Origin of the sequence: Streptomyces prasinopilosus (genome assembly GCF_001419695.1) — a bacterium.
Classification (GTDB): Bacteria; Actinomycetota; Actinomycetes; order Streptomycetales; family Streptomycetaceae; genus Streptomyces; species Streptomyces prasinopilosus.
Genome location: NZ_LIRG01000369.1, coordinates 1 through 14,339, shown reverse-complemented (window position 1 = coordinate 14,339; position 14,339 = coordinate 1). Strand labels below are relative to the sequence as shown.

2 protein-coding genes are annotated in these 14,339 nt (G+C 76.6%); both read left to right on the top strand.

All coding sequences use genetic code 11. The annotated features are described in order from the left end of the window. Nucleotides 1-13,769: non-ribosomal peptide synthetase (locus AOK18_RS16395; protein WP_055694850.1), on the top strand; the 13,769-nt coding region annotated here is incomplete at its 5' end. A gap of 13 nt (nt 13,770-13,782) precedes the next feature. Continuing rightward, nucleotides 13,783-14,339: condensation domain-containing protein (locus AOK18_RS16390; RefSeq protein ID WP_055694849.1), on the top strand; the 557-nt coding region annotated here is incomplete at its 3' end.

Below are 14,339 nucleotides of genomic sequence, written 5' to 3'. Positions count from 1 at the left end.
TCCTCAGCATCCAGATCGTCGCCCGGGCCCGGCAGGCGGGCCTCACCCTCACCTCCCGGGACGTCTACCGGCACCAGACGGTCGCCGCCCTGGCCCGCCGCGCCGACGAGGCGGGAAGCCGCCGGCCCGCCACCGCGTCCGCGCCCGCCGAGGCCACCGGCACCGCGCCGCTGACGCCCATCCAGCACTGGCTCTTCGAGAGCGCGGGCGGACGCGCCGGGCACTTCGCCCAGACGCTCTCGGTGGAACTGCGCGCCGGCGTCGACGCGACCGCGCTCGAGGACGCCCTCAACGACGTGATCGCCCACCACGACGCGCTGCGCTCCCGCTTCCTCACCGGCGACGCGGGCGTACGGTGGCTGATCGAGGGCCCGGCCGCCCGGTGCCGCCTCGCGCACCACACCGGCCCGGACACCGACACCCCGCACCTGGGCCCCCACGACCTGCGCCACGGACCGCTGCTGCGCGCCGTCCTGCACGACCGGGGCCCCGGACGGCCGCGGGTGCTGCACCTGGCCGCCCACCACCTCGTCGTCGACGGCGTCTCCTGGCACCTGCTCCTCGAGGACCTCGACCGGGCCTACCGCGCCCGCCGGGCCGGCCGGGACGGAGCGGCGGCGCTGCCCCCGAAGTCGTCCCCGCTGCGGCAGTGGGCCGAGCGCCTCGCCGCGCACGCCGCCGCCGGGGGCTTCGACGACGAGGAGGCCTACTGGGCCCGGGCGACCGAGGACGCCCGCGCCGCCCTGCCGTCGGACCGGACGGGCGCCAACACCTACGCCTCCCAGCGCTCGGTGACGGTGCGCCTGGGCCCCGAGGACACCGGGGAACTGCTGCGGACCCTGCCCGAGACCTACCGCACCCGGGCCAACGACGTCCTGCTCGCCGCCCTCGGCCGGGTGCTGTGCGGCTGGACGGGGCACGAGCGGGTGCTGGTGGACGTCGAGGGCCACGGCCGTGAGGAACTGTTCGCCGACGTCGACACCAGCCGCACCGTCGGCTGGTTCACCACCCGCCACCCCGTCGCCCTCGCCGTCCCGTCCGGGGCGGACTGGGACGCCGTCCTCAAGCAGGTCAAGGAGCAGCTGCGCGCGGTGCCCCGGCACGGCCTCGGCCACGGCCTGCTGACCCTCCCGGGCCGCGACGCCGCACCGCTCCCGGCGACCGCCGCGCAGATCAGCTTCAACTACCTGGGCCGCTTCGGACCCTCCCGGGACACCGGGGACCCCGGCACCGCCGAGGGGCTGTACGGCGGGCCGTTCCGTCCGCTGGAGCTGGACGCCGACCCCTCGGCGGCCCGCCCGCACGCCCTGGAGGTCGTGGGCCGGCTGGACGACGACGGCCTGGAGTTCACCTGGTTCTACTCGGACGCGCTGCACCGGCGGGAGACCGTCGAGGACCTCGCCGGGCGGTTCGCCGACGCGCTGGCCGGCCTCGCCCGCCACGCCGCCCGGCCCGGCGCCGCCGGACGCACCCCCTCGGACTTCCCGCTGGCCCGGCTCGACCAGGCGCACGTCGACCGCGTCGCGGGCGGGGACCCCGCCGGCCTGGAGGACGTCCACCCCCTCACGCCCACCCAGGCCGGCATGCTCTTCCACCGGCTCGCGCAGGACGACCGCGGCGTGTACTTCCAGCAGCTGACGTTCGTCCTGGACGGCGTGCCGGACCCGGCCGCGCTGGCGGACGCCTGGCAGCGGGTCACGGACCGCACCCCGGTGCTGCGCGCCCGCGTGGTGTGGCAGGACGTGCCCGAACCGCTTCTCGTGGTGCGGCGCCGGGCCGCCGTGCCGGTGGAGCACCTGGACTGGCGCGGCCTGTCCGAGACCGAGCGGGACGAGCGGCTGCGCACCCTGCTCGAGGACGACCGCGCCCGCGGGATCGACCTGGCGCGGGCGCCGCTGCAGCGCCTGGCACTGGTCCGCCTCTCCGACCGCGAGGTCCGCGTCGTGTGGTCCTTCGACCACCTGATCCTGGACGGCTGGAGCCTGTTCCAGGTCCTCTCCGACGTCTTCGCGTGCCACGCCGGCCCGGCGGGCGCCGCGGACGTCCCGCTGCCCGAGCGCCGTCCCTTCCGCGACTACGTGGCCTGGCTGCGGGACCGCGCCGAGGAGGCCGAGGCCGAACGGCACTGGCGGACCCGCCTGAGCGGCCTGGACGAGGCCACCGCACTGCCCTTCGACCGCGAACCGCGCGAGAGCCACCGCGCGGAGTCGACGCGGGCGGTACGGGTCACGGTGCCCGGAACCACCACCCGGGCACTGGAGGCCCTGGCCAGGACGGCGGGCCTGACGATGCACACCCTCGTGCAGGGCGCCTGGGCGCTGCTGCTGAGCCGCCAGGCGGCCCGCGACGAGGTGGTCTTCGGCACCACCGTCTCCGGACGGCCGCCCGAGCTGCCCGGCTCCGACACCATGAACGGCCTGTTCATCGCGACCCTGCCCACCCGCGTGAGCGTGCCGCGGGACGGGACGCTGCTCGACTGGCTGGGCCGGCTCCAGCAGGAGCAGAGCGAGGACCGCCGCCACGACCACGTGCCGCTGCACCGCATGAAGGCGTTCACCGGACTGCCCGAGCGGACCGCCCTGTTCGACAGCATCGTGGTGTTCGAGAACTATCCGGTCGACGACGGCCTCGGCGCCGCGCACGGGCTGCGGCTCAGGGGCCTGGAGGGCATCGAGACCACCAACTACCCGCTCGGTCTGGTCGCCTACCCCGGCACGGAGCTCGCCCTGCGCCTCGGCTACGACCCGGACCTCTTCGACGCCGCCACCGTCGAGCGGATGGCCGAACACCTCACCGTCCTGCTGGAGGGCTTCGCCGCCGCACCGCACAGCACGCCCGCCCGCCTGCCCCTGCTGACGGCCGCCCGGCGCGAGCAGGTGCTCCACGCCTGGAACGACACCGCCACCCACACCCCCGCGGCGACCACCGCGGACCTGTTCGCCGCGCAGGTGCGGCGCACTCCCGACGCCGTCGCGCTGCTGGCCGGCGACGAGCGGCTCACCTACCGCGAACTCGCCGGCCGGGCCGCGGCGCTGGCCGGCCGGCTGGCCGCGCTCGGGGTGCGCCCCGAGGTCCCCGTCGGCGTCCTGATGGACCGCTCGGCCGGCCTCGTCGCCACCCAGATCGCCCTCGCCCGCCTCGGCGGCGTGTACGTCCCGCTCGACGGCAGGGCGCCGCGGGAGCGGCTGCGCACGATGCTCGGGGAGGCCGGCGCCGGCCTGCTGCTCACGGACGGGGTGTGGGAGGAGACGGCCGCGGCCCTGCTCCCGGAAGGCCGCGTGCTGCGGCCGGACGCGGACCCGGGCGGCCCCGCCGCCACGGCCCCGGAACCCGCGGCCGCGCCGCGCGTGCACCCGGAGCACGTCCAGTACCTCATGTTCACGTCCGGCTCCACCGGCAACCCCAAGGGCGTGGCGGCCCGGCAGCGGGACGTCGCGGCCCTGGCCGCCGACCGCGCCTTCGCCGCCCACGACCGGGTCCTCGTGCACTCCCCGCACGCCTTCGACGCCTCCACCTACGAGCTGTGGGTGCCGCTGCTGCGCGGCGGCACGGCCGTGCTCGCCCCGCCGGGGGACCTGGAGGCCGCCGCCGTACGGCACGCGATCACCGAGCAGGGGGTGACCTGCCTGTTCCTGACGGTGGGCCTGTTCCGCCTCCTCGCCCAGGAGGACCCCGCCTGCCTGCGCGGCGCGCGGGAGGTGTGGACCGGCGGCGAGGCCGTGCCCGGTTCCGCCGTGCGGCGCGTGCTGGACGCCTGCCCGGACCTCACCGTCGTCGACGTGTACGGGCCGACCGAGACCACCACCTTCGCCACCCGGCGGGCCTTCCGCGCCGGCGACGCGCTGCCCGCGACGCTGCCCATCGGCCGTCCCCTGGACGACACCCGCGTGTACGTCCTGGACGGCGCGCTCCAGCCGCAGCCGCCGGGCGTCCCGGGGGAGCTGTACCTCGCGGGCGCCGGACTGGCCCGCGGCTACACCGGACGCCCCGGCGCGACGGCCGCCCGCTACCTCGCCGACCCGTTCGGCCCGCCCGGCACCCGCATGTACCGCACCGGCGACATCGTGCGCTGGAGCGCCGACGGCGAACTGCACTTCGTGGGACGCGCCGACGACCAGATCAAGATCCGGGGCTTCCGCGTCGAACCCGCCGAGATCGAGGCCCGGCTCACCGCGCACCCGGCGGTCGCCGAGGCCGTGGTGTCGGCGGTGCGGCACGCGGGACGCAAGCGCCTGGTCGCCCACCTGGTGCCCGCCGCCGGCACGACCGTGCCGACGGCGGCCGAACTGCGCGCCCGCCTGTCCGGCGAACTGCCCGACTACATGGTCCCGGCCGCTTTCGTCACCGTGCCGGAACTGCCCCTGACCGCGAACGGCAAGGTCGACCGGCGGCGCCTTCCCGACCCCGGCCCGTCGACGGCGGGCGACACCGCCCACCGCCCACCGCGCACCGACGCCGAACGGACCCTCGCCGGCATCTGGGCGGAACTCCTCGGCGTGGAACGGGTCGGCCTCGACGACGACTTCTTCATGCTGGGCGGCGACTCGATCGTCAGCATCCAGATCGTCTCCCGCGCCCGTGCCGCCGGGCTCGCGCTGACCCCGAGGGACCTGTTCCGGCACCCCACGCTCGCCGCCCTGGCCACCGCCGCGGCCGGCACCGCCCCGGCCGTCGCGGGCACCGGCCCGGTGACCGGCGAGGTCGGGCTCACCCCGATCCAGCACTGGTTCCTCGGCGCCGAACCGCCGCGCCCGGAGTACTTCAACCAGTCCGTGGTCGTCGAGACGGCCGAGGACGTCGACACCGGCGCGCTGAACGCCGCCCTGGCCGCGCTGTGGGCCCACCACGACGCCCTGCGCGCCCGCTTCACCCGTGCCGCGGACGGAACCTGGCGCCAGGAGTACGCCGCCCCCGACGCCGAAACCCCCCGGCTGCTGCGGGCGCACGACCTGAACGGCCTCGACGCGCGGGCCGCCCGGGAGGCCGAGGAGCGCCTCACGCGGGAGGCGCACACCGGCTTCCGGCTGGACACCGGCCCGCTGGTCACCGCCCGGCTGTTCACCCGCGGGGACCGGCCCGCACGCCTGCTGCTGGCCGCCCACCACCTGATCGTCGACGGCGTCTCCTGGCGCATCCTGCTGGAGGACCTGGAGACCGCCTACCGGCAGGCCCGCGACGGCGAGGACGTACGGCTGCCGCGGCGCACCACGTCCGTGCGGGAATGGGTGCGGCGGCTCACCGCACGCACCGGCGAGGAGGACTTCGCCGCGCAGCGCGCCCACTGGGAGACCGTGGCGCGGCACTGCGCCGAACCGCTGCCGGCGGACCTCGACGGCGGCAACACCGCCGCCGACCTGCGCACGGTGACCGTACGGCTCGACCGCTCCCGGACCGAGGACCTCCTGCGCAGGGTCCCCGGCGTCTACCGCACCCGCATCGACGACGTCCTGCTGACCGCCCTCGGCCGCGTGCTGGCGGACTGGACCGGCCGCGCCACCGTCGCCGTGGGACTGGAGGGACACGGCCGCGAGGACCAGATCTTCGACGACCTCGACCTGTCCCGCACGGTCGGCTGGTTCACCAGCCTCTTCCCGGTCGCCCTCGAACTGCCCGACGGGGACTGGGGCACCGCGCTGAAGTCCGTGAAGGAACAACTGCGCGCCGTACCCGGCCGGGGCGTCGGCCACGGTGCCCTGCGCCACCTGGCGGGCGACGGGTGGCTCGCCGCCGCACCACCGCCCGGCATCAGCTTCAACTACCTGGGCCGCTTCGACTGGTCGGCCGACGGCGGCGCGCTGGTCCGGGCCGTTCCCGGCGGCCTGGACGGCGCCGAGGACCCCTCCGCGCCGCGTCCGCACCTGCTGGACGTGGTGGCCCGCGTCGAGGACGACGAACTGGAGATCGCCTGGCACTACAGCGGCGGACGCCACCGCGAGGAGACGATCGCCGCGCTCGCCGGGGGCATGCTGCGGTCGCTGGAGGAGATCGTCGCGCACTGCGCCGCCCCGGACGCCGGCGGCCGCACCCCCTCGGACTTCCCGCTGGCCCGGCTCGACCAGGCCGCCGTGGACCGGGTCGTGGGGGACGGCCGCGCGGTCGAGGACGTGTACCCGCTGACACCGATGCAGGCGGGCATGCTGTTCCACAGCCTCATGGACCCCCGGGCCCGCACCTACGTCAACCAGGTGCAGGTGGTGCTGCACGGCGTCACCGACCCGCACGCGCTCGCCGAGGCGTGGCGGCGCACGGCGGACGCGAACCCGGTCCTGCGCACCCGCCTGGTGTGGCGGGAGACCCCCGAACCCCTCCAGGTGGTGGAGCGGCGGGCCGTCGTGCCCGTCACCCACCACGACTGGACCGGCCGGCCCGCCGAGGAGTGCGCCCGGGACATGGAGGCGCTGCTGGACGCGGACCGGCGGGCCGGCATCGACCTCGGCGCGGCCCCGCTCATGCGGCTCGCACTGATCCGCCTGGCACCGGACCGGGTGCGCATGGTGTGGACGTTCCACCACGTCCTGCTCGACGGCTGGAGCGCCGCCCAGGTGTTCGACGAGGTGTGCGAACGGTACGCGGGCCTGACCACCGGACACCGCCCGCGGGTGCCCGACCGGCCGCCCTTCGCCGGCTACCTGAGGTGGCTGGCGGACCGCGACACCGGCCGCGCGGAACGCCACTGGCGGGAGACCCTCGCCGGGTTCACCGCCCCCACCGCGCTGCCGCGCGACCGGCGCCCCGCCGGGGCCCACCGCACGTCCTCCTCGGGCACGGTCCGGGTGACCCTGGGCAAGGAGGTGTCGGCACGGCTCAAGGACACCGCGCAGCGGGCCGGACTGACCGTCAACACGGTGCTCCAGGGCGCCTGGGGGCTGCTGCTGCACCACTACGGCGGCGGTGACGACGTCGTCTTCGGCACCACCGTCTCCGGCCGCCCCGCCGAACTGCCCGGCGTGACCTCCATGGTGGGCCTGTTCATCAACACCCTGCCCACCCGGCTGCGGATCGACGCCGAACGCCCCCTGCTGGAGTGGCTGCGCGAGCTGCAGGCCGCCCAGTCGGAGTCCCGGCGCCACGACTTCGTCTCCCTCGCCCAGCTGCAGACCTGGAGCGAGGTGCCCGGCGGCACCAGCCTGTTCGACAGCATCGTCGTCTTCGAGAACTACCCGTTCGACGAGGGCGCCCTGGCCCGGCACGGGCTCGCCGTCGAGCAGGAACGCGACCTGGAGCCGACCAACTACCCGCTCAGCGTGGTCGTCGCCCCCGGCGACGACGTGACGGTGTCCCTGGACTACGACCCGGCGGCCTTCGACGCCGCCACCGTCGAGGGCATCGGCGCGAGCCTGCGCACCCTGCTGACGCGGATCGCCGCCGACCCCGGCCGCCGCCCGGCCGACCTGGCGGTGCTCGAACCGTCCGACGGGCGGCGCCTGCTGGACCGGCTCGCGGGACCGGTGACGGGCCCGCCGCGCCGCACCCTGGCGGACGCCTTCGCGGCGCAGGCCGCCCGCACCCCCGACGCCCCGGCCGTGACCGCCGGCGCCGAGCACCTCACCTACCGGCAGCTCGACGAGCGCGCCAACCGGCTGGCCCGCCTCCTGATCGAGGCCGGCGCCGGACCGGAGCGGTTCGTCGCCCTGGCCCTGCCCCGCACCGCCGACCTGATCGTGGCGCTCCTCGCGGTCCTCAAGAGCGGCGCCGCCTACCTCCCGCTCGACCCCGGCCATCCCGCGGAGCGCATCGCGTTCCTCCTCGAGGACGTGCGGCCCGACGCGGTGATCACCCGCGCGGAGACCTCCGCGCGGCTGCCGGACGGCCCCTGCCCGCGGATCGTCCTGGACGACGAGGCCTGCGCCGCGCGGCTGGCCGCCGCGTCCGCCGCGCCCGTCGACGACGGCGAGCGGCGCGGCCGGCTGCTGCCGGACCACCCCGCCTACGTCATCCACACCTCCGGCTCCACCGGCCGGCCCAAGGGCGTCGTCGTCCCCCACGCCTCGGTGGCGGCGCTGGCCGACTGGGCCGCCGCCGAGTTCACCGGCCGCGGCCTCTCCCACGTGGTGGCCTCCACGTCGCTCACCTTCGACGTGTCGGTGTTCGAGATCCTCGCACCGCTGCTGGCGGGCGGCCACGTCGAGGTCGTCCGCGACCTGCTCGCCCTCGCCGAACGGCCCGGACCGTGGCGCGCGGGACTGCTCAGCGCCGTCCCCTCCGCCCTGGGCCGCCTGCTGGCCGAGGACACCGTGCACGTCACGGCCGACACCGTCGTCCTGGCCGGCGAGGCCCTGCCCGCCCGCGCCGTCCGCCAGGTGCGGGAGGCGGTACCCGGCTGCCGGGTCATGAACATCTACGGCCCCACCGAGGCCACCGTCTACGCCACCGCCTTCACCTGCGACCCGGCGGACCCCGACCGGGTCCCGCCCATCGGCCGGCCCGTCGGCGGCGCCCGCGCCTACGTCCTCGACGCCCGCATGCGCCCCGTGCCCGTCGGGGCACCCGGCGAGCTGTACCTCGCCGGGACCGGCGTCGCCCGCGGCTACCTGAACCGGCCCGGCCTGACCGCCTCCCGCTTCCTCGCCGACCCCTTCGGGCCGCCCGGCACCCGCATGTACCGCACCGGCGACCTGGTCCGCTGGACGGGCGACGGCGACCTGCTCTACCTCGGCCGGACCGACGACCAGGTGAAGGTCCGCGGCTTCCGCATCGAACTCGGCGAGGTGGAGGCCGCGCTGGCCCGGCACCCGCGGGTGGCCGCGGCCGCCGCCCGGGTCGTGGAGCACGACGGCCACAAGCGCCTCGTGGGCTACGCCGTGCCGCGCGGCACCGACGCCCCGGCACCGGCCGACCTGCGCGCCTTCCTCGCCCGGACGCTGCCCGACCACCTGGTCCCGGCCGTCGTGGTGGAGCTGGAGCACCTGCCGCTGGGCGCCACCGGCAAGCTGGACCGGCGGGCCCTGCCCGAACCGGTGTGGTCCGAGGCCACCACCGCGGGGAGCACCCGGCCGCCGCGCACCGCCACCGAGCGGACGCTCGCCGCGATCTGGTCCGAGGTGCTGGGCGTGCCCGACGTGGGCGCGACGGACAACTACTTCGCGCTCGGCGGCGACTCCATCCTCGGCATCCGGATCGTCTCCGCCGCCCGCCGCGCCGGGCTCGCGCTGACGCCCCGGCACCTCTTCCAGCACCAGACGGTCGCCGAACTGGCCACGGCGGCCGAGGAGTTCCCGGCGGCACCGACGGCCGCCGCCGAACAGGGACCGGTCGTCGGCGACGTCCCCCTCACACCCGTGCAGCACTGGCTGTTCGACACCCTCACCGGCGACCCGGCCCGCTTCACCCAGGCGGTCTCCTTCCAGCTGGCCGCCGACACCGACGAGGCGCTGCTGCGCGCCGCCCTCGCGGCGGTGCTGGAGCAGCACGACGCGCTGCGCATGCGCTACGCACCGGCCGGCGACGGACGGTGGCGCCAGTACGGCACCCCGCCCGGTGCCGCGCCGCACCTCGAGGTGCACGACGCGCCCGTGGAGCCGGCCGCCGCGGCCGTCCGGCTGTGCGCCGGATTCGACCTGGAGCGGGGACCGCTGCTCAAGGCCGCCCTGTGCCGCCCGGACGGCCACCGGCCGCCCGTCCTGCTGCTGGCCGCCCACCACCTGGTCGTCGACGCGGTGTCCTGGCGGGTGGTCCTGGAGGACCTCGACACCGCCTACCGGGCCCTGCGCACCGGCGGTGCCCCCGACCTGGGCCCGAAGACCACCTCCTTCCGGGAATGGGCCGGGCGCCTGGCCGCGCACACCGCGGCGGGCGGCTTCGACGACGAGATCGCCCACTGGAGCGCCCTGCGCCCCACCGCCCTGCCGGTGGACCTCACCGGCGGCAACACCGCCGCCGACGAGGAGACCGTGACGGTGGCCCTGGACGCCGAGGACACCCGCCGGCTCCTCCAGGACGTGCCGGACGCCTACCGCACCCGCGTCAACGACGTCCTGCTGTGCGCCCTCGGCCGGGTCCTGGCCCGCTGGACGGGACAGGACCGGGTGGTGGTCGCGCTGGAGGGCCACGGCCGCGAGGACCTCTTCGACGACGCCGACCCCGCCCGCACCGTCGGCTGGTTCACCACGATGTTCCCCGTGGCCCTCGACGTGCCCCGCGACGTCGCCCCCGGAACCGCGCTGAAGACGGTCAAGGAGAACCTCCGGGCCGTGCCGCGCGGGGGAGTGGGCTACGGCGCGCTGCGCCACCTGCACCCCACGGCGGGACGCGAGCTGCCGGAACTGCCGCAGGTCGGCTTCAACTACCTGGGCCGGCAGGACTGGGACGCGGCCGGAGGCGGTCTGCTGCGCGCGCCCCACGGCGGGCTGACCGGCGGCATGGACCGCTCGGCGGACCGGCCGCACCTCATCGACGTCCTCGGCCGGGTCACCGACAAGCGGCTGGAGTTCACCTGGTCGTACTCGCGCAACGCGCACCGGCACGACACCGTCGCCCGGCTGGCGGCCGAGACGGCCGGGGAACTGCGGGAGATCGTCCGGCACTGCGCCGAGCCCGGCGCGGGCGGCCGCACCCCGTCGGACTTCCCGCTGGCCGCGCTGGACCAGGCGGCCGTCGACCGGCTCGTCGGCGACGGGCGCGACGTGACGGACGTCTACCCCCTCACGCCCACGCAGACCGGCATGGTCGTGCACGGCATGGACGAGCCCGGTGAGGGCCTCTACACCGAGCAGATCACGTTCGTGGCGGACGGCGTGCGCGATCCCCGGCTCCTGGCCGCCGCCTGGCAGCACGTCGTCGACCGGACCCCCGTGCTGCGCACCGCCGTGGCCCTGCGCGGGACGCCGGTCCCGCTGCAGACCGTGCACCGCCACGCCGCCCTGCCCGTCACCACGCTCGACTGGAGCACACTGGAACCGGCGGAGCGGGAGGCCCGGCTGCGGCGGCTGCTCGACGAGGACCGCGCCCGCGGCATCGCCCTGGACCGGCCCCCGCTGCTGCGCGTCACCCTGATCCGGCTCGGCCCGGACGAGGTGCGCGTCGTGTGGACCTTCCACCACGTCCTGCTGGACGGGTGGAGCGTCTTCCACGTACTGGGCGACGTGATGGCCGCGCACGCCGCGCTCGCCGCCGGCACCGAGCCGTCCCTGCCGCGGCGGCGGCCCTTCGCGGACTACGTCACCTGGCTCACGGGCCGCGACACCGCCGCCGCCGAGGAACACTGGAGGACGGCCCTCGCCCACCACACCGCACCCACCCCGCTGCCGTACGACCGCAGGCCCGCGCCCGGCGCCCCCGCCCGCTCGGGCACCTGGCTGTCCCGGCGGCTCGGCGCGGACGGCACGGCCCGGCTGACGGAGTTCGCCCGCCGGCACCGCCTCACCCTCAACACACTGGTGCAGGGCGCGTGGGCACTGCTGCTGGCGCGCGCCGGCGGTGAGCGGGAGGTGTGCTTCGGCACCACGGTCTCCGGGCGGCCCGCCGACCTGCCCGGCGCCGACACCATCACCGGCCTGTTCATCACCACCCTGCCCGCCCGGGTCGCCGTGGACGAGGACGCGCACTGCGCCGCGTGGCTGCGCGAGCTGCAGGCCGCGCGGGCGGAGGACCGGCGCTTCGACCACGTCCCGCTGTCCGAGCTGCACCGCTGGAGCCCACTGCCCTCCGGGACATCCCTGTTCGACAGCCTGCTGGTCTTCGAGAACTACCCGGTCGACGACGCCACCGCCGGCGCCCACGGTGTCCGCATCCGGGACCTCGACGCCCGCGAGGCGACCAACTACCCGCTCACCGTGGTGATCTCACCCGGCAACGAACTGGGCGTCGAACTCGGTTACGACCCCCGCTACTTCGAGGAGTCCACCGCCCACGCCCTGGCCGCCCGGCTGGTGCACACCCTGTCCGCCCTCGCCGCGGCCGGCGACGAGGTCCCGTTGCACGCCCTCGACGTGCTGCCGCCCGCCGAACGGCACCGGCTGCTGCACGGCCCCGCACGCCCGCAGCTGCCCCCGGCGCCCCCGGCGACGCTGCCCGCGCTGATCGGGGCCGCGGCCGACCGGTGGCCCGAGCGGACGGCGCTCGACGCGGGGGAGCGGACGCTGACCTTCGCCGAGGCCGAGGCACGTGCCGACCGGCTCGCGCACCGGCTCATCGCGCGCGGGGCGGGACCCGGCGACGTCGTCGCCCTCGTCCTGCCCCGGTCGGCGGACATGGTCCTGGCCCAGCTCGCCGTCGCCAAGGCGGGCGCCGCCTTCCTCCCGGTGGACCCCGGCTACCCGGCCGAACGGGTCGCGCTGATGCTGCGCGACGCGGACCCCGCCGTCACCCTCACCGCCGAGGAGGTCGCCGCCCTGCTCACCGCCCCGCCCGACGGCACGCCCGGTCACCGACCCACCGACGCCGACCGCGTCCGCCCACTCCACCTCGACGACCCGGCGTACGTCATCTACACCTCCGGCTCCACCGGCACCCCCAAGGGCGTCGTCGTCACCCACCGCGGACTGGCCGGTTTCACCGCCGCCGAGGCCGCGCACTACCGGGTCCGCGCCGGGGACCGCGTCCTGGCCTTCGCCACGCCCAGCTTCGACGCCTCCGTACTGGAACTGTGCATGTCCCTGCCGAACGGCGCGGCCCTCGTCGTACCGCCGCCCGGCCCGCTGCTCGGCGCGGAACTGGCCGGCTTCCTGCGCACCGCGCGCATCACGCACACCCTGCTGCCGCCCGCCGCGCTCGCCACCCTCCCGCCGGACACCCCCGGCACCCTGCCGGACCTGCACACCCTGATCGTCGGCGCGGACGCCTGCCGGGCCGAACTGGTCACCCGCTGGGCGCCGCACCACCGCATGGTCAACTCCTACGGGCCCACCGAGGCGACCGTCGTCGCCACCTGGTCCGACCCGCTGGAACCGGACGGCTCCGCACCGCCCATCGGCCGCGCGCTGCCCGCCACCGGCGCCTACGTCCTCGACGCGCGCCTGCGCCCCGTCCCCGACGGCGTGCCCGGCGAACTGTGGCTCGCCGGACCGGCTCTGGCCCGCGGCTACCTGGGCCGCCCCGGCCTGACGGCGGCCCGCTTCACCGCCGACCCGTTCGGCCCGCCCGGCACCCGCATGTACCGCACCGGAGACCTGGTCCGCCGCGACGCCCGCGGCGAACTGCACCACCTCGGGCGCACCGACCACCAGCTCAAGCTGCGCGGGCACCGCATCGAGGCCGGCGAGGTGGAGGCGACCCTGGTCCGCCACCCGGCGGTGCTGGACGCCGTGGTGAGCGTGCGGGAGGACGAACCGGGGCTGCCGCGCCTGGTCGCCCACCTGCTCGTCGCGCCCGGCGCCGAGCCGCCCGCCGGCGCGGACCTGCGGGCCTTCGCCGCCCGCACCCTGCCCGGCCCCATGGTGCCCTCGGCGTTCGTGGCGCTGGACCGGTTCCCGCTCACGGAGAACGGCAAGACCGACCGGGCCGCGCTGCCCGCGCCCGGCCCGGACACGCGGGAGCGGGACACCGGGCACGTACCGCCCCGCACGCCCACCGAGGAGGCCGTCGCCGCCCTGTGGGAGGAGGCCCTCCAGGCCACCGTGGGCGCGGAGGACGACTTCTTCGCCCTGGGCGGCGACTCCCTGCGCGCCCTGCTCATCGCCTCCCGCGCCAACGACACCTTCGGCGTGACCCTCACGCCCCGCGACGTCCTGGTCCACCGCACCGTCGCCGCCCTGGCGGAACTGGTGGAGGAACAGGTGCTGAGCGAACTCGAGGACGCCGCACGCGGCGACAGCGACCACGACGAACGGTGAGGACCGGAACCCCATGACGTCTTCGAAGCGAAACCGCGCCGAGGCCCTGCCGCAGGACCTCCGGGAAGCACTCCGCCGCCGGCTCGCCGGACGGGCCGCCGACGCCCCCGGCACCGGGGCCCGGCAGGCCATCGGGCACGCGGACCGCACCCGCCCGCTGCCGCTGTCCTCCGCCCAGCGGCGCCTGTGGTTCCTGGACCGGCTGCGCCCCGGCGACCCGCGCTACAACAGCGCGGTCGCGCTGCGCCTCACCGGCACCCTCGACCGCACGGCCCTGTCCGGCGCGCTGGAGCACGTGGTGGGACGCCACGAGGCGCTGCGCACCGTGTTCGACGAGACCGACGGCAGCCCCACGCAGACCGTGCGGCCGGCCGGCCCGGTCCCGCTGCCGGTCCGGGACGTCCCGGACCCCGGGGACGGGGACGCCCTGGACGCGGCCCTGGCGGCCGAGTACGAGCGCCCCTTCGACCTGCGCACCGGACCGCTGCTGCGCGCCCTGCTGCTGCGCGAGACGGACGACGCGCACGTCCTGATGCTGACGGCCCATCACATCGTCACCGACGGCTGGTC